This is a genomic window from Chelatococcus albus (genome assembly GCF_030067675.1).
Lineage (GTDB): Bacteria > Pseudomonadota > Alphaproteobacteria > Rhizobiales > Beijerinckiaceae > Chelatococcus_A > Chelatococcus_A albus.
Genome location: NZ_JASJEV010000003.1, coordinates 327,088 through 351,009 on the forward strand (window position 1 = coordinate 327,088; position 23,922 = coordinate 351,009).

General features: G+C 68.9%; 22 protein-coding genes. 4 read left to right on the plus strand and 18 right to left on the minus strand.

The features are described from left to right. The first annotated feature begins 273 nt into the window (after positions 1-273). A complete protein-coding gene (locus tag QNA08_RS07180) occupies positions 274-813 on the plus strand; it encodes a GcrA family cell cycle regulator (protein ID WP_283739997.1) in 540 nt (179 codons plus the stop codon). A gap of 135 nt (positions 814-948) precedes the next feature. Here the strand turns inward: QNA08_RS07180 and phoB are convergent, their stop codons facing one another. From phoB to QNA08_RS07215, 7 genes are all read right to left on the minus strand, one after another. Then, complete coding sequence (gene phoB, locus QNA08_RS07185) at positions 949-1,653, minus strand: phosphate regulon transcriptional regulator PhoB (RefSeq protein ID WP_283739998.1); 705 nt, start codon at positions 1,651-1,653, stop codon at positions 949-951. Between the two features lie 22 nt (positions 1,654-1,675). After that, on the minus strand, positions 1,676-2,392 hold the full coding sequence (gene phoU / locus QNA08_RS07190) for a phosphate signaling complex protein PhoU (protein ID WP_283739999.1): 717 nt from the start codon (positions 2,390-2,392) through the stop codon (positions 1,676-1,678). Between the two features lie 65 nt (positions 2,393-2,457). Continuing rightward, positions 2,458-3,267, minus strand: coding sequence for a phosphate ABC transporter ATP-binding protein PstB (gene pstB / locus QNA08_RS07195; RefSeq protein ID WP_283740096.1), 810 nt, complete (start codon positions 3,265-3,267; stop codon positions 2,458-2,460). Positions 3,268-3,300: 33 nt separating this feature from the next. Further along, the gene (pstA, locus tag QNA08_RS07200; protein ID WP_283740000.1) at positions 3,301-5,058 is read right to left on the minus strand and encodes a phosphate ABC transporter permease PstA; all 1,758 of its coding nucleotides are present in this window, start codon (positions 5,056-5,058) and stop codon (positions 3,301-3,303) included. Continuing rightward, a complete protein-coding gene (gene pstC, locus QNA08_RS07205) occupies positions 5,051-6,424 on the minus strand; it encodes a phosphate ABC transporter permease subunit PstC (protein ID WP_283740001.1) in 1,374 nt (457 codons plus the stop codon). The genes pstA and pstC overlap by 8 nt, the downstream gene beginning before the upstream one ends. 123 nt (positions 6,425-6,547) lie before the next feature. Next, complete coding sequence (locus QNA08_RS07210; RefSeq protein WP_283740002.1) at positions 6,548-7,600, minus strand: PstS family phosphate ABC transporter substrate-binding protein; 1,053 nt, start codon at positions 7,598-7,600, stop codon at positions 6,548-6,550. A 169-nt stretch (positions 7,601-7,769) separates the two neighbouring features. Then, the gene (locus tag QNA08_RS07215; RefSeq protein ID WP_422679875.1) at positions 7,770-9,053 is read right to left on the minus strand and encodes an ATP-binding protein; all 1,284 of its coding nucleotides are present in this window, start codon (positions 9,051-9,053) and stop codon (positions 7,770-7,772) included. A 355-nt stretch (positions 9,054-9,408) separates the two neighbouring features. On the opposite strand from QNA08_RS07215, the gene ppk2 reads away from it, so the two are divergent. Continuing rightward, complete coding sequence (gene ppk2 / locus QNA08_RS07220) at positions 9,409-10,341, plus strand: polyphosphate kinase 2 (RefSeq protein ID WP_283740004.1); 933 nt, start codon at positions 9,409-9,411, stop codon at positions 10,339-10,341. 27 nt (positions 10,342-10,368) lie between these two features. On the opposite strand, the gene QNA08_RS07225 is transcribed toward ppk2, so the two are convergent. The 11 genes from QNA08_RS07225 to QNA08_RS07275 all read right to left on the minus strand — a co-directional run bounded on the left by QNA08_RS07225 (position 10,369) and on the right by QNA08_RS07275 (position 21,866). After that, on the minus strand, positions 10,369-11,487 hold the full coding sequence (locus QNA08_RS07225) for a lysylphosphatidylglycerol synthase domain-containing protein (protein WP_283740005.1): 1,119 nt from the start codon (positions 11,485-11,487) through the stop codon (positions 10,369-10,371). A 110-nt stretch (positions 11,488-11,597) separates the two neighbouring features. Beyond that, a complete protein-coding gene (locus QNA08_RS07230) occupies positions 11,598-12,740 on the minus strand; it encodes a hypothetical protein (protein ID WP_283740006.1) in 1,143 nt (380 codons plus the stop codon). Then, positions 12,730-12,888: a cbb3-type cytochrome oxidase assembly protein CcoS gene (gene ccoS, locus QNA08_RS07235; protein ID WP_283740007.1), complete on the minus strand. Its 159-nt coding sequence runs from the start codon at positions 12,886-12,888 to the stop codon at positions 12,730-12,732. Before ccoS ends, QNA08_RS07230 begins: the two co-directional genes overlap by 11 nt. A 16-nt stretch (positions 12,889-12,904) precedes the next feature. Beyond that, the gene (locus QNA08_RS07240; protein WP_283740008.1) at positions 12,905-15,202 is read right to left on the minus strand and encodes a heavy metal translocating P-type ATPase; all 2,298 of its coding nucleotides are present in this window, start codon (positions 15,200-15,202) and stop codon (positions 12,905-12,907) included. A 124-nt stretch (positions 15,203-15,326) separates the two neighbouring features. Then, entirely contained in the window at positions 15,327-15,845 is a 519-nt protein-coding gene (locus QNA08_RS07245; RefSeq protein ID WP_283740009.1) for a FixH family protein, read from the minus strand. Positions 15,846-15,856: 11 nt separating this feature from the next. Further along, entirely contained in the window at positions 15,857-17,317 is a 1,461-nt protein-coding gene (ccoG, locus tag QNA08_RS07250) for a cytochrome c oxidase accessory protein CcoG (protein WP_283740010.1), read from the minus strand. A gap of 82 nt (positions 17,318-17,399) precedes the next feature. Continuing rightward, positions 17,400-18,284, minus strand: a complete 885-nt coding sequence (gene ccoP / locus QNA08_RS07255; RefSeq protein ID WP_422679876.1) for a cytochrome-c oxidase, cbb3-type subunit III — start codon at positions 18,282-18,284, stop codon at positions 17,400-17,402. Positions 18,285-18,302: 18 nt separating this feature from the next. Further along, positions 18,303-18,458 carry a cbb3-type cytochrome c oxidase subunit 3 gene (locus QNA08_RS07260; RefSeq protein WP_283740012.1) on the minus strand — a complete coding sequence of 52 codons (156 nt, stop codon included), beginning with the start codon at positions 18,456-18,458 and terminating at the stop codon, positions 18,303-18,305. A gap of 10 nt (positions 18,459-18,468) precedes the next feature. Then, positions 18,469-19,203, minus strand: coding sequence for a cytochrome-c oxidase, cbb3-type subunit II (ccoO, locus tag QNA08_RS07265; protein WP_283740013.1), 735 nt, complete (start codon positions 19,201-19,203; stop codon positions 18,469-18,471). Positions 19,204-19,215: 12 nt separating this feature from the next. Beyond that, positions 19,216-20,871 (minus strand): cytochrome-c oxidase, cbb3-type subunit I, encoded by a 1,656-nt coding sequence (gene ccoN / locus QNA08_RS07270; RefSeq protein ID WP_283740014.1) that lies wholly within the window; start codon positions 20,869-20,871, stop codon positions 19,216-19,218. Between the two features lie 251 nt (positions 20,872-21,122). Further along, the gene (locus QNA08_RS07275) at positions 21,123-21,866 is read right to left on the minus strand and encodes a helix-turn-helix domain-containing protein (RefSeq protein WP_283740015.1); all 744 of its coding nucleotides are present in this window, start codon (positions 21,864-21,866) and stop codon (positions 21,123-21,125) included. A 156-nt stretch (positions 21,867-22,022) separates the two neighbouring features. Here QNA08_RS07275 and QNA08_RS07280 point away from each other — a divergent pair, with 156 nt between their 5' ends. After that, positions 22,023-22,478: a hypothetical protein gene (locus tag QNA08_RS07280; protein WP_283740016.1), complete on the plus strand. Its 456-nt coding sequence runs from the start codon at positions 22,023-22,025 to the stop codon at positions 22,476-22,478. Positions 22,479-22,522: 44 nt separating this feature from the next. After that, complete coding sequence (hemN, locus tag QNA08_RS07285) at positions 22,523-23,872, plus strand: oxygen-independent coproporphyrinogen III oxidase (RefSeq protein WP_283740017.1); 1,350 nt, start codon at positions 22,523-22,525, stop codon at positions 23,870-23,872. Positions 23,873-23,922 lie beyond the last annotated feature (50 nt).

The following is a 23,922-nucleotide window of genomic DNA, read 5'->3' on the forward strand; positions in this document are numbered from 1 at the left end:
GTCAATTCAAAGGCGCTGATCCGAGCCATCATCGCCGGCGCGCTGCACTGCCCGCAGAACGTCATCATCTTGGGGAAAAAAGCCGCGCAATCCGCCGGACTGTTGCACCGGACTTCCGGCATATTGTAGTTTCCGACCCGTCGACTACGACATCTCGTGCGGCGGACTTTCCATCGACGTATCAGTCGGGTGGTTCGCGACAGGGCGTCATCGCCTCGTCGCGATCGGCGAGGGATTCCGCGAGCCGACGAGATATCCCGTGCGGAGGCAGCGATGAGCGATCCGAGCCAGACCTGGAGCGACGAGCGGGTGGAGCTTTTGCGGAAGCTCTGGTCCGACGGCCTGAGCGCCAGCCAGATTGCGGCCGAGCTCGGCGGCGTGACGCGCAATGCCGTGATCGGCAAGGTGCACCGCCTCGGCCTGTCGGGGCGCGCCAAATCTCCGACGCCCGCCGCCTCCCGCCCGCGGACCAAGGTGACGCGGCCTCCGAGCCATCCCATGAGCCACGGCAACCCGACCGCCGTGCGCGGCAACGTGGCGCTGGCGGCGTCGGCCGCGCCCGAGGCGGAACCCGAGGTCGAGGAAGCTCCCGCCCCCCGCGAGAACGTGGTGGTGCCGCTCTCCGAGCGCGTCACCATCATGGAGCTGCGCGAGTTCATGTGCCGGTGGCCGATGGGCGACCCCACCTCGGCCGAATTCCGCTTCTGCGGTGCGAAGTCGGTGACGGGCCTTCCCTATTGCTCCTACCATGCGCGCATCGCCTACCAGCCGGCGACCGACCGCAAGCGCGACCGCAAGGCGGTCCGGGCCTGACCGGACGGGGCGCGTCGCCGATCATCCAGAGGCGCAGGGCGGCCGCAGCCGCCCTTTTTCGTGACCGTCTCCCGCGGCCCGTGCCCCTCGGGCCGCGCGACATCGGCTGCGGCCGAGAGGATGCCGGGGGCGGTCTCAGCTCACCGCGGCGGCGAACGTCTCGTCGAAGGAATAGCCTGCGCCGCGCACGGTGCGGATCGGATCGGGCCGGCGCGGCCGGTTGATGGCCTTGCGCAGCCGCCCGACATGGACGTCGACCGTGCGCTCGTCGATATAGACGTCGTGCCCCCACACGCCGTCGAGCAGCTGCTCCCGCGTGAAGACGCGCCCCGGGCTCTGCATCAGGAACTCGAGGAGCTTGAACTCGGTCGGCCCGAGGTGCAGCTCGCGACCGCCGCGGCGCACGCGCCGGGTCTCCCGGTCGAGTTCGATGTCCCCGGCGACGAGCAGCGTCGCAACGTGGCCGGGCTTGGCGCGACGCAGCAGCGCGCGCACCCGCGCCAGGAGCTCCGGGACCGAAAAGGGCTTCACCACATAGTCGTCAGCGCCGGTGGCGAGGCCGCGGACACGCTCGCCCTCCTCCCCGCGCGCGGTCAGCATGATGATGGGCATGCGCTCGGTCTCGCTGCGGGCGCGCACGCGCCGGCACAGCTCGATACCGGAGAGCCCGGGCAGCATCCAGTCGAGCAGCACCAGATCCGGCACCTGCTCGCGCAGGCGGATTTCCGCCTCGTCGCCGCGCGCGACGCTGTCGACCTCGTAGCCCTCGGCCTCGAGATTGTAGCGGAGGAGAAGCGTCAGCGGCTCCTCGTCCTCGACGATCAGGATGCGCGTGCCCATGGTCCCGTCACCTGTCCCCGGATCACTTGTCGACCGCTTCGGTCGTGGTGAAGCTCGACTTGTCGCCCTTCGGCCGCTCGACGCTCAGCGCAACGCCCGTGACGAGGTAGTGGATCGTCTCGGCGACATTGGTCGTGTGATCGCCGATGCGCTCGATGTTCTTCGCCAGGAAGAGGAGATGCGTGCAGAAGGTGATATTGCGCGGGTCCTCCATCATGTAGGTGAGGAGCTCGCGGAAGATCGAGGTGTAAAGTGCGTCGATGCGCTCGTCGCGCTGCCACACGTCCATGGCGCGCTGGTCATCGCGCTGGGCGTAGGCGTCGAGCACATCCTTGAGCTGCGCCTGCACGAGATCGCTCATGTGCTGCACGCCGCCGACGATCTTGGGCGGCTGCAGCTCGCCGCTGATCGCCACCACGCGCTTCGCCGTGTTCTTGGCGAGGTCACCGATGCGCTCGAGGTCGCCGGCGACGCGGATGGCCGACACTACCTCGCGCAGGTCGACGGCCATCGGCTGGCGGCGGGCGATCGTCAGGATGGCACGCTCCTCGATGTCGCGCTGCAGGGCGTCGAGCCTCGCGTCGGCGGCGATGATGGTCTGGGCGAGCGCCGCGTCCCGCCGCACGAGGGCGAGCGTCGCGTCGCCCAGCATCTTCTCCGCGATCCCGCCCATCTCCGCGATCTTGCTGCGCAGCGTGTCGAGATCCGTGTCGAAGGACGAGACGATATGTTCCGACATGGCTCACGATCCTTTTCGTTATCGGGCCGCCGCCGCGCCGGCTCGCGGGCGGCGCTCGCCTCGTCTCAGCCGAAGCGCCCGGTGATGTAGTCCTGCGTCCGCTTGTCTTCAGGCGTCGTGAAGATGTGCTCCGTCGGCCCCTGTTCCACGAGCTTGCCCAGGTGGAAGAAGGCCGTGCGCTGCGAAACGCGCGCCGCCTGCTGCATCGAATGCGTGACGATGACGATGGTATAGTTCTCGCGCAGTTCGTCGATCAGCTCCTCGATGCGCGCTGTGGCGATGGGGTCGAGCGCCGAGCAGGGCTCGTCCATCAGGATGACCTCTGGGCTCACCGCAATCGCGCGCGCGATGCACAGGCGCTGCTGCTGGCCGCCGGAAAGCCCCGTGCCCGGCGCGTCGAGGCGGTCCTTCACCTCTTCGAAGAGGCTCGCGCGCTTCAGACTGCGCTCCACGATCTCGTCGAGCTCGGCCTTGGATTGCGCCAGGCCGTGGATGCGCGGACCGTAGGCAACGTTCTCGTAGATGGATTTCGGGAAGGGATTCGGCTTCTGGAAGACCATGCCGACACGGGCGCGCAGCTGCACGACGTCCAGCGAACGGTCATAGATATCCTCGCCGTCGAGCTCGATGCGCCCGGTCACGCGGCAGCTCGCAATCGTGTCGTTCATGCGGTTGATGCAGCGCAGGAACGTCGACTTGCCGCAGCCCGAGGGGCCGATGAAGGCGGTCACCGCCTGTTCGGGAATGTCGATCGAGACATTGTGCAGGGCATGCTTCTCGCCGTAGTGCACGTTCACGTCGCGGGCGACGACCTTGGGCTTGGCGACGGCGGTCGCGGGCTGCACCCCTGCTCCGGCCAGGTCGATCTGCGGCATCGTCGTCATGGCTCACTCCCGGGAAATAGCGCGTCACCAGCGACGCTCGAAGCGGCGCCGCAGCAGGATCGCCACGCCGTTCATGATGAAGAGGAAAACGAGGAGCACGATGATGGCGCCCGCCGTCTTGGCCTGGAAGGCGGCCTCGGGCAGATCGGACCAGAGGAAGATCTGCACCGGCAGCACCGTGGCGGCGTCCGTCACCGCAGCCGGCACGTCGACGATGAAGGCCACCATGCCGATGAGGAGCAGCGGCGCCGTCTCGCCGAGGGCGTGCGCCATGCCGATGATGGTGCCCGTCATGATCCCCGGCATGGCGAGCGGCAGCACGTGGTGGAAGACCGCCTGCTGGTGCGACGCCCCGATGCCGAGCGCCCCCTCGCGAATCGACGGCGGCACGGCCTTCAGCGCCGCACGGCTCGCGATGATGATCGTCGGCAGGACGAGCAGCGCAAGCACGAGGCCGCCGACGAGCGGCGCCGAGCGTGGCAGGCCGAAGAAGTTGAGGAATACCGCGAGACCGAGCAGACCGAAGACGATCGACGGCACGGCCGCAAGATTGTTGATGTTGACCTCGACGAGGTCGGTCAGCCGGTTCTTCGGGGCGAATTCCTCGAGATAGATCGCAGCCCCGACCCCGACAGGCAGGCACAGCACGAGCGTGACCAGCATGGTGAGGGCCGAGCCGACGAGTCCGCCCAGGATGCCCGCCTGCTCCGGCTCGCGGCTGTCGCCGGAGGTGAAGAAGCGCGTGGCGAAGGCGCGCTCGACAAGGCCCTTGTCGCGCAGCTGTTCGAGCCAGGCAATCTGCTGGTCGCCGAGCTTGCGGTTGGCCTCCGGCTGGTCCAGCGTCACGACCTTCCAGGACCCGGCTGCCGCCGGCTGGGTCGAGGCGAGGGGCGCGAGCACGATGCCCGTCGCCTCGTTCGTGCCGAGCGAAGTCAGCTTGATGATGCCCCCATCGAGCACGACGAGCTTCGAGGGCTCGCTCGCGTCGAGCGGCTCCGCCCCGCCGGTCGCTGCGAGGCGCTGTTCCTTGTCCGCGGCCTGGGCGACGATCTCGGCGGCCTGCTGCTCGAGCCTGGCGCGCTCGTCCCCGGCAGGCAGAGCCGCGGCGCTGCGGAGCAGACGCTCGGCCTCGCGCCTGAGGCTGCGGGCGGTGGCCGCGAGCGCGCGCTTCGTATCGGCAAGATCGGCCGAGAAATCATCCGCCGTGCTCGTGAGCGTGATTTCGCCGGTCGTTGCGCTCGGGATGAGCGTGCCGCGGCCGCCGCGCTCGGAGCGCCCGGTCATCAGGCCCTTGAAATAGAGGTCGGCTGCATCGTCGAGAAGCGCCGGCACCGTGAAGGTCTTGCCGACGAGGGACGGATCGGCGAGCACGCGCTCGCGCACGGCGGCGGATGCCCCGGTCGACAGGAGGTCGTTGAAGAGCTTGCGCCGCGAGGCGCGATCCTTCACGCCGGGGAAGAGCTCCTGCAGGCTCGTCCGCAGCACCGCGTCGTAGTCGCCGCCCATGAGCGAGGTGCGCTCGAGCTTCCCGTCGGTCGATACCTGTTCCAGCGTCGGCGTGACGCCGAGCCTCACACGCGTCTCGAAGAAGGCTGGCCAGGCCTTGTTCACGACGTCGGCGATCAGCACGACGAGCATGAGCGCGGCGAAGCCGACGGCGAGCATGCCGTAGAGGCGGAAACGGGCTTCCGCGCGATAACGTCGGCGGATGCGCGCCCTGGCCGCGTCCGGCGAGAGCCCGGCGCCGCTGGCACGCGTCAGAGGTGCGGCGAGATCAGTCATATTGCTCTCGATATTTGCGGACGATGCGCAGCGCCACGACGTTCAGGAGGAGCGTGAAGAAGAAGAGCACGAAGCCGAGGGCGAAGGCCGAGAGCGTCTTCGCGCTGTCGAACTCCTGATCGCCCACGAGCAGCGTCTTGATCTGCACCGTGACGGTCGTCACCGCTTCGAGCGGATTGAAGGTCAGGTTGCCCGCGAGCCCCGCCGCCATCACCACGATCATCGTCTCGCCGACGGCGCGCGAGACGGCGAGCATCAGCGCCGAGACGATGCCGGGCAGGGCCGCCGGCAGGACAACCTTCTTGATCGTCTCGGACCTGGTGGCGCCCATGCCGTAGGAGCCGTCGCGCAACGACTGGGGCACGGCGTTGATCACGTCGTCCGACAGGGACGAGACGAAGGGGATGATCATCACCCCCATGACGAGGCCGGCCGCGAGCGCGCTCTCCGACGCGACCGAGAGCCCGAGCGCCTCGCCCGTACTCTTGATGAAAGGCGCGACCGTGAGCGCGGCGAAGAAGCCGAAGACCACCGTCGGGATGCCCGCGAGAACCTCGAGGACGGGCTTGGCCACCGCCCGGAACTTCGGCGTCGCATATTCCGACATGTAGATCGCCGCGAAGAGGCCGACGGGTCCCGCGACGAGAATGGCGATCAGCATGACGAGCGTGGTGCCGACGAAGAGCGGCACGGCGCCGAAGGCGCCGGACTGGCCCACCTGATCGGCGCGGATGGCGATCTGGGGCGACCACTGCAGGCCGAAGAGAAAGTCGTGCCAGGGATAGCGGCCGAAGAAGCGCAGCGTCTCGAACAACACCGAGAAGACGATGCCGACCGTGGTCAGCACCGCCACCGCCGAACAGGCGATGAGCGCGACCTTCGTCACGCGTTCGAAGCGGTTGCGCGCCCGGAAGTCGGGAGCAAGCTGGCGAGAGCCCCAGACGAAGCCACCGGCCGCCGCGGCGATGCCGAGCGCGAGCAGCAGGACCTCGGCAGCTGCGCGCGCCGAGCGATAGGCCTCACCCGCGGCCGCGAGCCCGGGGCTCGGCGCGCCCGCATACTGGCCGACGGCGACCAGACGCGCCTCCCGCAGCCGCGCGTCGTGCTCGAGCTCGCTCTTGGGTTGCAGGTCGGCCGGCAAGGCGGCGATCGCCCGGCTCTCCACGACGCGCGGCGCAAGCGGCGTCCAGGCGACGACGACGGCGAGCATCGGGATGACGCAGGCGACAGCGAGGAAGAGGCCGTGGTAGGTCGGCAGGGAGTGGAGGCGCGCCCCGGCGGCGACAAGGCGCTGCCCCTTCAGCCGTCCGGCGAGATAGGCGGCGACCGCTATGGCGACGAGAGCCAAGAAGAAGACAGCAACCATCTCCATCCCCGATAGGAGGCGCGGCGTCCGCGGTCAGGGTCACCACGCCTTTGGACGCAAGAGGCGCGCATCACAAGGGCGGACGGCCCGAGAAGCCGCCCGCCCATGTGGATATCGCACGCCTCAGAGGCCGGCTTCGGCCGAGAGCGTCGTCAGCGCCTGAACGTCGGCGCGCACCTTGGCGAGCTCAGCCTTCGGCAGCGGCACGAGGCCCTTGCGCGAGAGATACCCGTCCTCGCCCAGCGCCTTGTCGGAGACGTATTCGGCAATGAACTTGTCGAGCCCGGGCACCACGCCGACGTGCTGCTTCTTGAAGTAGACGAAGAGCGGGCGGGCGACCTTGTACTGGCCTGACGAGATCGTGTCGAAGTCCGGCGCGACCCCGTCGACCATGGCGCCCTTGATCTTCGCCGTGTTCTCCTCGAGGAACGAATAGCCGAACACGCCGACCGCCTTCGGGTTGGCGTCGAGCTTCTGCACGATGAGATTGTCGTTCTCGCCGGCATCGACCCACGCGCCGTCCTCGCGCAGCGACTTCCACGTCTTCTCGAAGGCCTTTGCATCGGCCTTCTTCAGCGCGGCGAGGGCCGGCACCTTCTCCGCGCCCTGCTCCATGACCAGTTCGAGGAAGGAGTCGCGCGTGCCCGACGTGGGCGGCGGGCCGAGCACTTCGATCTTCTCGTTCGGCAGCGACTTGTCGAGGTCCGACCAGGTCTTGTACGGATTGGCGACGAGCTTGCCGTCGGCGCCGGGTACTTCCCTGGCGAGGGCCAGGAACAGCTGCTCCTTCGTGAGCTTGAGGTCCGGCCCCTTCTTGGCGTTGGCGATGACGATGCCGTCGAAGCCAACCTTGAGCTCGACGATGTCCTTCACGCCATTCTTGGCGCAGTCGTCGAACTCCGACTTCTTCATGCGGCGCGAAGCATTCGTGGCATCCGGATGATCCGTGCCGACGCCGGCACAGAACAGCTTCATGCCGCCGCCCGTGCCGGTCGACTCCACGACCGGAGCCTTGCCGGCACCCGACTTGCCGAACTGCTCGGCGACCGCGGTCGTGAACGGGTAGACGGTGGAGGAACCGACGATGCGGATCTGGTCACGGGCCTCGGCGGCGCCGGCAATCGCCACGCTCGCGATCACGAGGGCCGCGGCGCTGATGGTGGAACGGAGAGTCACGCTAGGTCTCCTTGAGCTTTGCACCGGCAGGGCGCGACATGGCCGTCGCTTCGGCTCGACCTCTCTCCCTGCCCTGGACGATGCCGATTGGTATCGTCCGACGACGCACTGTCTATGACATCGACGTGACGTCTCGATGACAGTTCAACGCATTGATTATAAACGATCTTCAGGCCCCGTCGGCAGGGGGAATGACAGGCAGCGAGACGCAGAACGATGCGCCTTCGCCGGGTTGGCTGTCGATCGTCAGGCGGCCGCGATGGCGGTTGACGATATGTTTGACGATGGCGAGGCCGAGCCCCGTGCCTCCCTTCTCACGGCTGGCGGCGACGTCGACGCGATAGAAGCGTTCCGTCAGGCGGGGCAGATGCTCGGGCGCGATGCCGGGCCCGTAGTCGCGCACGCATACGGTCACTTCGCCGGCCGCACCGTCCGAGCGCTCGATGCCCACGTCGACCCGGCCGCCCGACTGGCCGTATTTCACCGCGTTCTCGATCAGGTTCTCGAAGACGCGCAGGAGCTCGTCGCGCTCGCCGCGCACGGTCACCGGCAGGGGCGGCGCCTTGAGATTGATGTCCACGCCCCTCTCGCGCGCGAGCGGAGCGAGCGTGTCGATCATGTGGCGGACCACGGCGACGAGGTCGACCGGCGTCTGCGGCTGCACATGGGCGCTGAGCTCGATGCGCGACAGCGAGAGAAGATCGTCGATGAGGCGCGACATGCGCCGCGCCTGTTCGCGCATGATGACGAGAAAACGCTCGCGCGCCGCCTGGTCGTTCCGCGCCGGCCCCTGCAGGGTCTCGATGAAGCCCATGAGGGAAGCAAGAGGCGTGCGCAGCTCATGGCTTGCATTGGCGACGAAATCGACGCGCATGTGCTCGAGCCTTCGGGCGGCCGTGAGATCGCGGAAGAACAGCGCCGCTCCCGCGTAGTGCCCGCCCTCCGCCTGCACATCACCGAGGGCAGTGATGTGCACCTCGAAGACCCGTTCGACGGGCACGCGTTCCAGATACTCGGCCGTCAGTGCTTCACCCTTGCGCAGCACGGCCTCGATGCCGTCGAGAACCTCGGGCGCCCGCAGGGCGAAGGAAAATGGATGCGCGAGGCGCAGACCCGGCAGCATGGCCTTCGCGGCGCGGTTGGCATCGACCACGAGGCCGCGGCGATCGACGATGACAACCGGGTCCGGAAGCGCGGCGAGCACCGCCGCCGGCGAGGCGAAGGCATCGTCCCTGCGTTCGCGCGGCGAGGCGATCCTCTCGCTCAGCGGCCGACGATCGCGAAACAGGAGGACGGGCAGGCCCACGGCGGCAACGCCCGCCGCCAGCAGCCACCAGCCCCAGCTACCCGACACAACGGCGGCGAGCGTGAAGACCCCGCAGGCCAGCAGGGCGGCGCGGAGCGCGATACCGCGCGCACTGAGACGCAGCCGGCCGCGCACAGGCCGCCGCATGTCCTCGTCCAGGTCACTATCCGGCACGCAGGTCCCCTCCGGATCGGCGCGTCTTCTTCGCTTCTAGAGCATGATGCCGGGGACCACGAAGTGGTTTTCGCCGGACATCACGATCCAACCCATTAGAATCGAACGGCTTCGCAAGTTCGGAGCGAATCGCCGCGAAGCCATCGCGACCGGAAGGCCGCGGCCCCGTCTTGCCCGTGGATCACCTGCGAACGCACCGGGCGAAACAAGGTGCGGTGTGGCCGCAACGAGCGTCCCTGGAGCCGCGCTGCGGCCGCTCTCCCGCTTGCCTTGCGACCATGGGTCAGTTTGTTAGCCTCGCCCCAATCGCAAGGCGGAGGAAACGACCATGGTTCGGCGTCGCGACGATGACGGCCCGAAGGACGGCCCCAAGCCGAAGCGCAACAAGGCCGCGAACGACACCGCCACGGCGCGCTTCGCCATCGAGAAACCCGGTCTGCCCAAGGCGATCGACGATGCCGCCATGTCGAGCGGCGATTATCCCTATGCCAAGAAGCTGAAGCGTGGACGCTACGAGGAGGAACTCCGTTCGCTGCAGATCGAGCTGCTCAAGCTGCAGGCCTGGGTGAAGGACACCGGCGAGCGCCTCGTCGTCGTCTTCGAAGGGCGTGACGCGGCCGGGAAGGGCGGCACGATCAACCGCTTCACGCAGCATCTCAACCCGCGCGGCGCGCGCGTCGTGGCCCTGCCGAAGCCGACTGAGGCGGAGGCGGGCCAATGGTACTTCCAGCGCTACGTGGCCGCACTCCCGACAGCGGGCGAAATCGTCTTCTTCGACCGCTCCTGGTACAACCGCGCCGGCGTCGAGCGCGTCATGGGCTTCTGCTCGCCTGATGAGACAGAGCACTTTCTCCACGAGGCACCGGTTTTCGAACACATGCTGGTGCGCGACGGTATCCGACTCGTAAAGCTCTTCCTGACCATCGGCCGGGAGATGCAGATGAAGCGCCTGCACGCGCGCTACCACAATCTGCTGAAGCGGTGGAAGCTGTCCCCCATCGATTTCGAGGCGATCAACCGGTGGGACGACTACTCGCGCGCCTACGAGGCAATGCTCCGACACACCTCCACGTCCGACGCGCCGTGGACCGTCGTGCGCGCCAACGACAAGCTGCGTGCACGCCTCGGCGCCATCCGCCACCTCCTCGAGGTCACGCCCTACAGGGGCAAGGACAAGACTGCGCTCGGCGAGAGCGACGGCAGGATCGTCCTGGACGCGCGGCGCTTCCTCGTCAACGGCGGCGAGCCCGAAGTTGCCTGATTCGCCGGCCCGACCCGCGATCCCGGGTCAGCAGCTCGCGCTGTTGTCGTCTCGCATGGTGCTCAACGCCTTCAGTCGGTTCTTGATCTCGTAGGCACCGAGCAGGGCGAGCGCCAGCACGAAGGGGATGAGATAGTAGATCAGGCGGAAGAGGAGCAGCGCGCCGAGCAAGCCCTCGCGCGAGAGGCCGGACAGGGCGATGAGCATGGTCGCCTCGAACACGCCGAGCCCGCCGGGCGCGTGGCTCGCGATGCCCAGCATGCAGGCGAAGACATAGATCGCGAGGAAGGTCTCGAAGCTGATGTTGTGACCGCCGGGCAGCAGCACGAAGAGCACGCCGGCCGCGGCGCAGACGTCGCCAACGCCCAGGAGCATCTGCCCGAGCGAGAGGCGCACGCCGGGGAGTTCGAGCCGCCAGCCCTGAATCGTCACCGCGCGACGCTTGAACGACACCCAGACGAAATAGCCCGCCAGCGCGACGACGCCGCCAAGGCCGATCGCCTGCACGAGATCGACGCGGGTGTAGGCGAGCGCGGCGATGGCGTCGGCGCTGCGGATCAGGCACCAGGCGAGCACCGCCGTCATGCCGAGCCAGAACGTCAGCCCTGCGATCACCGTGAGGCTGACGATCATCGACGCCTTCACCCCGCGCGCCGAATAGATCCAGAAGCGGACCGTTCCGGCGGTGAGCAATGGAAAGCCGAGCGTGAAACTCACCGCATAGCTCGTGAAGGAGGCGAGCGCCGTCGTGCGATAGGGCACGCGTTGGGCGAGCTGCTTCAGGGCGAGGAAGTCGTAGCCCGTGAGGAGCAGATAGCTCGTCGCCGTGAACAGGGCGGCGAGCGAGAGCTGTCTGAGGCTCGCGGCGGCGAAGGCGTTCTTCAGCTCCTGCCAGCTGATCTCGTGGGCGATGCGCCACAGCACGACGAGCGACACGACGAAGATCGTCGCGCTGGCGATGGTGCCGAGAGCATGCAGACGCCGGCGGCGGCGCGCCGCTCGCTCATCCTCGGCAGTCCGGCCGGCCGCGGCATGCTCGACCTCGACGATCCGGCGCTCCGCCTGGACGAACGTCAAGCGCTCCCGGGCCACGCGCATACCGTCGTCCTGACCCGCCGGCTCGATCTTCGGGTCCCCACCGTCCATGGGTCGATCGCTCTCCCGCCTTCTGCGGCGCCCGGAACGCGCCTCGCGCCGCTGGCCGGCGGCTCGCCCCGTTATGGTGACGGGGCGGAGGCACCGCAAGGTCCGGCCGTTCAGACCTGGCCTGCAAAGACCGGCCCGGCCGCGAGCGCGCCGCCAATGGCACCGATGAAGAGGGCGGCATCATGGCCGGCGAGCACGAGGCGGGAGGGGGTGCCGTCGCGGTGGAGCCAGAGCGTCGTCGCGAGCGTGGCGAGTGACCAGCCGGCGCCGAGAAGCAGGAGGGCGATGTTGAACATCGCTTCCGTCGCAGCCCCGGCGAAGAGGGCGGCCGCCCCCAGGAGGAGCGCAAGCCCCGCCAGCGCGATGGTCTCGGCCTCGACCGAGTCCGGCAGCCGCGCCACGAGGAGTGCCGGGGCGTACATGGCGACGACATGCCAGGCGATGGAGCCCATGGCGGCGCTGCCGCCCAGGCCGCAACCCGCCATGGCGAGGGGCCCCGCGGCCATCAGCAGGGTCATCACGAACCAGGCGACGACGCCGATTCCGGTCGGCAGGAGCGCCCCGCGCCAACCGGTCCGCACCGGCGGCTGGGCTGCAACGAGCGTAACCGTGGGCACCGGCCGCACGACCGTGAGCAGCAGTCCGGCGACATGCGCGAGCGCGGCGAGGAGGGCCGTGCCGACGAAGAGACGCGTCGCCGCAAGCCCCTCCGCGAAGCCGGCGAGCACAGGGGCGACGAAGCCGACGAGAGCGCCAGCACCGATCACGCCTGCGACCGCGCCGCGCCCGCCGCGAGCCCCGCCCGCCGCCGCGACGTGGCGGTAGAACAGGCCGAAGCCGTTGGCTATTCCGAGCCAGAAGGCGCCGAGCACGAGGGCTGGAAACTGCCCGTGCGCCAGGCCCCAGGCGGCGATCGCCCCACCCGCGGCACCGAGGCTTGCACCGAGCGCCAACGCGGCCCGGCGGCCGAAGGCGTCGAGCAGGAAGGATGCCGGAAAGCTCGCGAGCGCCGAACCCACGAGCATGGCGGCATAGGGCCATGTGGCGCGGGACGGTTCGGGTGCGATCAGCAGCCCCGCGAGCGGCAGCATGCCGAGGGTCAGCACCTGTGACAGCACGGCGAGGGCGAAGCCGGCGGCGAGCGTCGCGACCTCCGCCGGTGCAGCGGGTGCCGAGCGCTGCCCCGCTGCACCCGGCGGGCAGAGGCAGGCGAGCCGTCCCGCACGTACCCCCATGTCCCGGTCAGCGGCCATTGCGCGTCAGGTCCTCGTCCGAGAGCACCCGCACGGCTGCCCCGTCCATGTCCTCGTACTGGCCGTTCTTCAACGACCAGAGGAAGGCGAAGAGCCCGGTGAGGCCGAGGCCGAGGGCCAGCGGCACCAGATAGACGAGAACGTTCATCGCAGATCCCCTGAGGTCATCGATCCACGCCTCCCGCCGCGGGCGCCCAGTCCGCCGCCCGCGCTTCGGAGGCGGCGAGCCCGGGCGCGGCGGCTCGCGCGCTGCGCGCCGCGGTCCCGCGAGCCTGGGCGTCGAAGCGTCCGGCACGCCGGGCACGCAGCGCGTTGAGCGTGACGATGAGGGACGAGCCGGACATGGCGAGCGCGGCGATCAGCGGGGTCACGAAACCGGCGATGGCGATGGGCACAGCAATCGCATTGTAGACGACGGCGAGCCACAGGTTCTGGTGCATGAGCGCGCGCGCGCGCCGCGACACGGCGAGGGCCTCCGCGACCGGGGCCAGGGCATCGCCCAGGAACACGGCATCAGCCTGGGCCTGCGTGATGTCGGCTGCCGAGATGGGAGAGATGGACACGTGCGCCGCCGCGAGGGCCGGCGCGTCGTTAAGCCCATCGCCGACCATGAGCACGCGCCGCCCTTCGGCCTTCATGGCCTCAATCAGGGCGATCTTGTCCGCCGGCTTCAGGCTCGCCCGCCAGCGGCTGATGCCGAGCCCCGCAGCGACGGGAGCAACCGCCTCCGCCCGATCGCCCGAGAGGATCACCAGATCGAGGCCGCGGGCGGCCAGCGCCCGCACGACCGGGGTGGCGTCCGGGCGCAGGCTCTGCCGCACGACAAACACGGCGCGCTCGTCGCCGTGCGCGAAGGCGATGAGGGAGGCGTCCGCGGCCTCGCGCAGGCCGCGGGCCATGTCCTCCGCGCCGCAGAAGGCAGGACTGCCGAGCCGCGCCTCGACGCCGTCGATCAGGCACCGGACGCCCCGTCCAGCCTCCTCGCTCGCGCCTTCGTAGGGGCTGCGTTCGTTCGCCTCGCGGGCCACAGCAGCCGCAAGCGGATGGCGGCTCGACAGGGCGAGCCGCGCGGCGCGCTGCAAGAGCCGCGGATCAACGTCGGCGGCATTGGCGATGCGCCCTTCCGGCAAGGTCAGCGTACCGGTCTTGTCGAAGACCACGGTGTCGACCTCCGCCAGCCGCTCGATGGCGTCACCACTGTTGAGGAAGATGCCCGCCCGGAAAAGCGTGCCGGATGCCACCATCTGCACCGCCGGCACGGCAAGGGCCAGCGCGCAGGGGCAGGTGATGATGAGCACGGCGACCGCCGTGAGGATGGCCGTATGCGCGCTTGCCCCGGCAGCGAGCCAGCCGACGACGGTGAGCGCCGCGGTGGCGTGCACCACGGGTGCATAGGCGCGCGCGGCCCGGTCGGCGAGCCGCACATAGCGCGACCTCGCCTCCGACGCCTTGTCGAGGAGGCGCTCCACCTCATCGATGAGCGTGCCCTGCCCCGCCGCGGTCACCCTGAGCGTCAGCGTGCCGCCCATGTTCAGGCTGCCGGCATAGACGGTCTCGCCCGCGCGCACGCCGCGATGCGCCGTTTCGCCGGTGATGAGGCTCTCGTCGATGTCCGACGTGCCCGCCGTCACGACACCGTCGGCCGGCACCCGCTCGCCCGGGGCGATCTGCACATGGTCGCCCGGCGCGAGTGCCGCCACAGGCACGAGGGTGAGCTCGCCGGCGGCATCGAGCCGGTGCGCCACCTCCGCCTTGAGGGCCGCGAGATTGCCCGCCACAGCACGCGTGCGCCGGCGCATGGCATGGTCGAGATAGCGGCCACAGAGCAGGAAGAAGAGCAGCATGACCGCCGAGTCGAAATAGGCATGCTCGGCGTGGCCGATCGTCTCGACGACGGACACGCCGAGCGCCAGCAGCACGCCGAGCGAGATCGGCACGTCCATGTTGAGCCGGCGGCGGCGGATGGCGGCGAGTGCGCTGCGGAAGAAGGGTTGCCCGGCATAGCCGGCTGCCGGCAGCGCAATGAGGGCGGACAGCCAATGGAAGAAGTCACGCGTTTCCTGCGTGATGTCGGTGACGTTGCCCGACCACACCGATACCGACAGCAGCATGATGTTCATCATGGCGAAGCCGGATACGCCGAGGCACTTGAGCAGCCACTGCGCCTGCCGCGCCTCCTCCGCCTCGGCACGCCTCAGCTCGAAGGGATGGGCGCGATAGCCGATGCGTGCCAGCGCCGCCACGATCGCCGCGGGATCCAGGCTGCCGTCGCGCCATTCCACGCCGAGGCGGTGCGTCGTGTAGTTGAGGCGCGCCGACAGGAGGCCGGGAAGATGCTTCAGCCCCCCTTCGATGTCGTCGATGCAGGCGGCGCAGGTGATGCCCTCCACCGCGAGATCCATGCCCGCCGTGCCATCGTCGTCGCGGCGCACGAAGATCGAGAGATCGACGCAACCCGTCATGGCCTCAACTCCCGCCGGCCGATAGGGAGCAGAGAACGCCGCCCCGCCTGCTCCGATGGAGGGGCTATGCGGCGGGCAAATCCCATGCGCTGATCAGCAGGTCGCGGCATCGTGGCAGCCTCCCTCAGCGCAGCGTGACACGGCTCTTGGAACGGAAACTGCGCTCGCCGCCGCGCACCGCCTCGATCACGAGATCCCACTGACCCGGCGCCGCCGAGGTCTGGCCGCGGAACATGCCTAGGGCCTCCTCCTCGAGCGCGATCGCATGGTCGAGGCGGGCATCGGTGGGATGGCTGAGCCTCGCCGTCACGGCATGACCTGCGAGCGGCATCCCCTTCGCATCGCGCAGATCGACCGTGAGCGGACGCTCCCCGGACGCATCGCGCGCGCCGAAGGCTGCGCCGATCTGCCAGCGGCGCGCATCCTGGGCGCGTGCCGCGGCCAGCTCGCGCGAGAAGGCGAGGCCGGCCTTGTAAGCGCTGTCCGTCTCGACGCCGCCGAAGGTGGACACCGCGACGCGCACCAGGAAGACGTTGGCGACAAGGATGACGCCGAAGAAGGCGAGCAGACACATGAGGACCATGCGTCCGGTGATCTCGCGCGGCCGGCGGTTGTCGTTGGCCAGGGAGGCGCTGGGGGGCATCGGCACTCTCCTTAGGGTCCCTTGAAGTGGTCCGTTGCGGTCGCGCGGCCGCCGCCCGTGGTCTCGTCGATGCGGAAGGTGACGGGAAGCGCCGCCGCCGGCGGCAGGGTGCCGCGCGCGGTGACGAGCACGCGGAATTCCTGCGTCTGGTCCGGCCCGACCTCCACGAGCGCACGGCCGTCGGCGCTGGGGCTCTCTCCGACGACCTCGAGCGTCGCATCGGGCAGGCCGTCGATGGTCACGACGTAGCGCCGCGGCTCCCGCGTCTTGTTGAGCACGCGCATCGTATAGGCGTTGCGGATGGCCCCGTCCGACAGGCGCACGAAGATCGGGTTGCGGTCGTGGATGACGCTGACCCCCGATGCCTCGCGCGTCGCGAGCGCATAGAGCATGACGCCGCCGACGAGCACGATGAGCGCAAGGTAGAGGATGGTGCGCAGGCGCAGAATGCGCACTCTCGTCGGCTTGCCCTCGATGCGGCGGCGGATGTTGAGGTCGGTATCGTAGGCGATGAGCCGGGGCGGCCGCCCGATCTTCTCCATGACGCCGTCGCAGGCGTCGATGCAGAGTCCGCACTGGATGCAGCCGAGGTTTGCTCCCTCGCGGATGTCCACGCCGGTGGGGCAGACATTGACGCACTGCAGGCAATCGATGCAGTCGCCCGCAGGCTGGCCCTGCTCGCGCAGGAGGGCGTTCTTCTTCGCCGATCCGCGCGGCTCGCCGCGGTCGTAGCGATAGGTGACGTTGAGCGCCTCCTCGTCGGTGAGCGCCGCCTGGATGCGCGGCCAGGGGCACATGTAGAGGCAGACCTGCTCGCGCATGTGACCGGCGAGCGCATAGGTCGTGAAGGTGAGGATGCCGATCCAGACATAGGCCACGACCGGCGCCTCGAATGTGGCGAGTTCCTTCACGAGCGTCGGCGCGTCGGCGAAGTAGAGCACCCAGGCCCCACCGGTCCACCAGGCGATCAGGAGCCAGATCGCGTGCTTGGCGGCCTTCTCCGTGACGGTCTGGAGCGTGAGGACCCGCGCGTCCTTGCGCATGCGCTCGCGGCGGTCGCCCTCGATCCAGCGCTCGACCGTGAGGAACAGGTCGGTCCACACCGTCTGCGGGCAGAGATAGCCGCACCAGACCCGGCCGGCGACCGCGTTCATGAGGAAGAGAACGAGCGCGGCGATGATCAGGAGCCCGGTGAGGTAGTAGACCTCCTGCGGCCAGATCTCGATGAAGAAGAAGTAGAAGCGCCGGTTGGGAAAGTCGACGAGCACCGCCTGGGCAGGCGCGTTCGGGCCGCGGTCCCAGCGCACGAAGGGCAGGAAATAGTAAATGCCGAGCGTGATGAACAGCACGATCCACTTGATGCGGCGGAACGCGCCCGTGACGCGCTGGGGATAGATCTTCCGGCGCGCCTCGTAGAGCGGCCCGTCCACGGCCGCCGGCGCCTCGTCCGAACTCGCGGTCCTCGTCTGCATGCTGCTCTCCGGGCCGCAAGGCCCTTCAGAAACGGGGGGTACCGGGCGGGGCCTCGCTTCCCCGCCCGGCTTTGCCCACGGCCTACTTCTCACCGCCCCCCAGCGTGTGGACGTAGACCGTGAGTGCCTTGATGGTCGTGTCGTCGAGGCGGTTCGCCCAGGCGGGCATGACGCCGCCGCGGCCGTTCCAGATCCCCTCGATGATGGCCGCCCTGTCGGAGCCGTAGAGCCAGATCTTGTCGGTGAGGTCCGGTGCCCCGAGATCGCGGTTGCCCTTGCCCGCCTCGCCGTGACAGGCGGCGCAATTCTCCGCGAAGACCTTGGCGCCCCGCGCAACGTCGGCCTTCGGCTGCACGGCGAGCCCGGCAATGGAGCGGACATAGTCCGCCGCGGCCTCGACATCAGGGCGTGGGATCATGCCGTCCCGGCCGAAGGCCGGCATCGAGCCCTGGCGCCCCTCCGCATCACCCGCGCGGATACCATGGCGCACGGTGAGCGCGATGTCGTCGAGCTTGCCGCCCCACAGCCAGTCGTCGTCATTGAGGTTGGGGTAGCCGTGCGCGCCGCCGCCGGCGCCGTGGCACGGCGCGCAGTTGTCGCCGAAGGCCGGCTTGCCGAGGGCGCGGGCAAAGGTGAGAAGCTCCGGCGTCGACTCGATCTCGGCGAGGGACGCCTTGGCGAGCTTGTCCATCATGGCGCCGCGGCTCGTCTTCAGCGCCGCGAGGTCCTGCTCCACCGCCTCGCGCGAGTGCCAGGCGAACAGTCCCTTCGTGTACGAGGTCACCAGCGGCCAGGACGGATAGACCACCCAATAGGCGATCGACCAGAGGATCGTGAGATAGAAGGTCCACAGCCACCAGCGGGGCAGCGGATTGTTCAGTTCCTTGATGCCATCCCAGGCGTGGCCGGTGGTTGCGACCCCGGAGACGGCGTCGACCTGCGGCCCGTGATGGCCATCCTGTGTCATCTTCTCATAGGCCATGGATCAGTCCTCCCGCAGGGGCGTGTGCGCGGCTTCCTCGAAGCGGGCCTTGCGCGAGGGAGAGAGCGCGTATGCAACGACGATGAGGAAAAGGCCGACGAAGTAGAGGAGCCCCCACGTCTGGGCGAAGCCGGCGAGGGCCTTGTAGGTGTCGATCATCGTCGGCTCCTCAGCGGATGTTCGCCTTGTCGTCGTAGAGCTTGAAGTCCACCTGCGTGCCGAGCATCTGCAGATAGGCGATGAGCGCGTCGGCCTCCGTGATGCGCTGCGGATTGCCGTCGAAATCGCGCGCCAACGCCTTGGGATAGCGCTTCTGCAGGGCGTCGGCGTCGGGATCGTCGGTTGTGGCCTGCGCCTTGAGGTCGGAGACGGCCTTCTCGATCATCTCCGCGCTGTAGGGCACGCCGAGCGCGGCCTGCACCTTGAGGTCGTCGGCGATGGTGTCGGCCTTCAGTTCCGTCTCGGCGAGCCAGGGGTAGGCCGGCATGACGGAACCCGGCACCACCGACTTGGGCGACTTCAGGTGATCGCGGTGCCAGTCGTCGGAGTACTTGGCGCCCACGCGCGCAAGATCGGGCCCCGTTCGCTTCGATCCCCACTGGAAGGGGCGGTCGTACATGCTCTCGGCGGCGAGGCTGTAGTGCCCGTAGCGCTCGATCTCGTCGCGCAGGGGCCGGATCTGCTGCGAGTGGCAGTTGTAGCAGCCCTCGCGCACGTAGATGTTCCGGCCGGCCAGCTCGAGCGGCGTGTAGGGCCGCACGCCCTCCACGCGCTCGATGGTGCTCTTCAGGTAGAAGAGCGGCACGATCTCCACGAGACCGCCGATGGCGATGACGATCAGCACGCCGATGACGAGAATGATCGAGTTCTTCTCGAGGATGGCATGCTTGTTCCAGAGCGACATGCGCCTCACTCCTTATTCGGCGGGCACCAGCGCCGGCTGCCCCTCGGGGGCGGCGGCCTCGGTCGCGGTGATGGTCTTCCAGAGGTTCCAGGCCATCATCAGCGCGCCGACGAGGAACAGGGCCCCGCCCATGGCGCGGATGACGTAGAAGGGGTGCATCGCCTCCACCGTCTCGATGAACGAGTATTCGAGGAAGCCGAGGCTCGTATAGGCGCGCCACATGAGCCCCTGCAGGATGCCGGACACCCACATCGCCGAGATGTAGAGGACGATGCCGATCGTCGAGATCCAGAAGTGCCAGTTGACGAGCTTGGTCGAATACAGGCCCTTGCGGTTCCACAGCCACGGCACGAGGCAGTAGATGGCGCCGAAGGAGATGTAGGCGACCCAGCCGAGCGCCCCCGAATGGACGTGGCCGATGGTCCAGTCGGTGTAGTGCGACAGGGAGTTGACCGCCTTCACCGACATGAGCGGCCCCTCGAAGGTCGCCATGCCGTAGAAGGCCACCGACACCACCATCATGCGAAGGACCGGATCGGTGCGCAGCTTGTCCCAGGCGCCCGACAGCGTCATGAGGCCGTTGATCATGCCGCCCCAGGAGGGCATCCAGAGCATGACCGAGAAGGTCATGCCGAGGGTCTGCGCCCAGTCCGGCAGCGCCGTGTAGTGCAGATGGTGCGGCCCGGCCCAGATGTAGAGGAAGATCAGCGCCCAGAAGTGGATGATCGACAGGCGGTAGGAATAGACCGGCCGGTCGGCGCGCTTGGGGATGAAGTAGTACATCAGCGCCAGGAAGCCGGCGGTGAGGAAGAAGCCGACGGCGTTGTGGCCGTACCACCACTGCACGAGGGCATCCTGCACGCCCGCCCAGACGATGTAGCTCTTCGGCGAGAACAGCGACACCGGCACCGCGGCGTTGTTGCCGAGGTGGAGGACGGCGATCGTCAGGATGAAGGCGAGATAGAACCAGTTGGCGACGTAGATATGCGGTTCCTTGCGCCGCATCACCGTGCCGAGGAAGACGAGGAAATAGGCGACCCAGACGACGGTGAGCCACAGGTCGGCGTACCACTCCGGCTCGGCATATTCCTTCGACTGCGTGATGCCGAGGAGGTAGCCCGTGCCGGCGATGACGATGAAGAAGTTGTAGCCGAGCACCACGAACCAGGGCGCGATGTCGCCGGCAAGACGGGCGCGGCAGGTGCGCTGCACGACATAGAAGGAGGTCGCGATCAGCACGTTGCCGCCGAAGGCGAAGATGACCGCCGAGGTGTGCAACGGCCGGATGCGCCCGAAACTGAGCCAGGGCAGATCGAGGTTGAGGACCGGGAAGGCAAGCTGCAGCGCGGCGAGCAGGCCGACGGCGAAGCCGGCGATGCCCCAGACCATCGCCGCGACGGTCGCAAACCTGACCGGCCCCATGCTGTAGTTGGGCTTTCCGGCGATCTCGAGCGGCGGCAGGTCAGCCGGCCGATCATAGTAGCGGTCGAGGATCTTGAAGACCGCCCAGAGGCTGCCCGCCGCGAAGAGATAGGCGTGGAAGGCATATTCGGGCGTGTAGGCCTTCGCCGCCACGACGATGGAGAGAACGGCGAGCGCCGCGAAGGCTGCCGCGGCCCCGACCTCGCCGAAGGTCATGTTCTTTTGGGATGTGATCGTCTGCGCCATGTCCGAGAGCCCCGGTCGTGACGGCAGCCGAACTCCCCTCTCGGAGCCGGCCTTCGCCACCCTCGCCCGGACCATGGGGAGCAGGGCGCGCGCGCTCCTTGACGCAAATCAAACAGCAACGGGGCATCCGTGCGGCGCCTTGCCGCGCGTGCAGGCGCGGCGCGCAAATGCGAACGGCCGTGCGGGCGGCGTCGGCAACGAACATGGCGACGATGGATGGTCCGGCCAGCCGGGCGCAGGGCCCTGTGGCCTCACGCCACGGCGAGGCGCTCGAGACGCGGCAGGTCGAGAAGCCGCACGCCGTCCGGCACGATGAGCAGGGCCCGCTCGCGGGCGAGCCGCGTCAGCGTGCGGCTCACCGTCTCGATGGTGAGCCCGAGGAAGTCGGCGATGTCCTGCCGTCCCATCGGCAGCGGCACGGTGACCGAGGCGCCGGTGACGCGCGCCCAGCGGTCGCGCAGCGACATGAGGAAGGAGGCAACCTTCTCCTCCGCCGTGCGGCGGCCGAGGAGCACCATCTGGTCCTGTGCGAGGCTCAGTTCGTGCGAGGCGAATTCGTGCAGGCGGCGCAGGAGATGCGGCTTCGTATCGACGAAGGCGGAGAAGACCTCCCGCGGGAATCGGCAGGTCGTCACGCGCGTGACGGCATCGGCCGAGAAGCCAAACCGATCGGCCATCGACAGGCCGAGGAAATCGCCCGGCAGGGCGAAGCCGACGATCTGGCGGCGCCCGTCCGGCAGGAGGCGATAGAGGCGCACGACGCCATCGGTGACGTTGTACACGATCTCGGCCGGCTCGTCCTGCAGGAAGAGGGTCGTGCGCGGCTCGAAGCAGGCCGGATGCGAGAGGCTCTCCAGCTCGCAGAGCTCGCCCGCGTCGAGAGCGGCACAGATGCTCAGGAGCCGCACCTTGCAGTCGACGCAGCCCTCGCGGCTCCGCGCATGCGGACAGGGCGAAGGTGTATCAGCTCCGCGAGCCTGCTCACACGACATCATCGCCTGCCTCCAAACCGAAGCACGATACCACAGCGCGTGTTCCATAGCCGAGCCGACGCGAAACTTGACCTGTATCAATGTCGCACCCCGGCCGCCTCCGCATCGTCGAAGCGGGGGAAATCCTGAACGTGCAAGGCGATGGTCGACCTTTTCCGCATGGCTCCTTTGCGTCCGGGTGATGCCCGGCAGGCCTATGCGCTCGTCCGCCTCGCCTATCCGCAGGTGGCCCTGCGCGACTGGCTCGCCTTCGCCCGGCGAGCGGCGCGGCAGTCGCCGCGGCGGGGCGGCCTCGTGGCGCTGCGCGACGCCCGCGGCTATGTTCATGCATTGTTCTCATACCAGGTGGCTGTCGACCTCGAGGGCGGGCCGGTCCTGACGCTCGCCAACCTCATCGTCGGGCGCCTGCCCGGCCCGCTGCTCGACGATGCCGTGCAGACGGCGGCCGACGGGCTCGCCCGCAGCCTTGGTTGCCGATCCATCGTCGTCTCTGTGGCCGAGAACGGCCCTGCGGAGGAGATGGCCGCCTTCGCCCGGCGCGGTTTTTCCCCCCTGGCGAGACGCCTCCTGGAGCGCCCCGCCGCGCCGACGCGGGACGAAGCCCAACAATGTTGACTTGCGTCAACGAAGCGCGGCGGCGGCCGGACGATTGTGCCCCCATGCAGGCCGATCTCATCACCCGCTACGACCAGCGCGTCCCGCGCTACACGAGCTACCCGACAGCGCCGCATTTCGGCGCCGACGTCGACGGAGGCGTCTACGCTGGCTGGCTCGAAGCGCTCGACGAAACCACGACGCTTTCGCTTTATCTGCACGTGCCGTTCTGCGCCGAGCTGTGCCTCTACTGCGGCTGCCATACGACCGTCGCACGCCGCTACGGACCGGTCGCCGCCTACGTCGAGCTGCTCCTGCGCGAGATCACGCTCGCCGCCGCGCAGCTGCCCGGCCGCTTCGCCGTCTCGCACATCCATTGGGGCGGCGGCACGCCGACCATCCTCGCCCCCGAAGACCTGCTGCGCGTGACGGAGGCGCTGCGCAGCCACTTCTCCGTCCGCGACGATGCCGAAACGGCGATCGAGATCGATCCCCGCACGCTCGCGGCGGAGCACGTGCCGGCGCTCGCCGCCATGGGTGTGACACGGGCGAGCCTTGGCGTGCAGGATTTCGACCCCAAGGTGCAGCGGGCGATCGGGCGCACCCAGTCCTACGCGCAGACGGCGCGGGCGGCCGGCTGGCTCGGCCTCGCCGGCGCCAGGAGCCTCAACCTCGACCTGATCTACGGCTTGCCACACCAGACGGTCGAGAGCGTCGTCGCCTCGGTCGGGCAGGCGCTGAGGCTCGGGCCCGACCGCATCGCCCTCTTCGGCTACGCGCATGTGCCGTGGATGAAGAAGCACCAGAAGCTGCTGCCGGAGGATGCGCTGCCGGACACGGCCGAGCGACTCGCGCAGATGCAGGCCGCGACCGACGCCATCACGAGTGCCGGCTACGTCGCCATCGGGCTCGACCATTTCGCCAAGCCGGGCGATGCGCTCGCCCGCGCCCGGGCGGAGGGCCGCCTGCACCGCAACTTCCAGGGCTATACCACCGACGCCGCGCCGGCCCTCATCGGCTTCGGCACGTCGGCGATCGGCTCGCTGCCGCAGGGCTACGTGCAGAACGCGGCGACCACCGTCGCCTACCGCGACGCCTTGACTGCGGGACGTCTGCCCATTGCCCGCGGCATCGTGCTGACGTCCGAGGATCGCCTGCGTCGCGCCGTCATCGAGCGGCTCATGTGCGATCTTGCGGTCGATCTCGCGGCGGTGGCCGCGATTCACGGCCGCCCGGCACACGTGTTCGCCGGAGAGCTCCCGGCACTCGATCGCATGGCGGCGGACGGCATCCTGCAGCGCGATGGCTGGCGCATTGCGGTACCGGACAGCGCCCGCCTCTACGTGCGCAACGTCTGCGCCGTCTTCGACGCCCGGCTCGCCGAGGGGCAGGCCCGCTACTCACGCGCGCTGTAGGGACCGCCCCGGGCGGTACCGCCGGTCGCGGCACCGCCCTTGGCGACGCT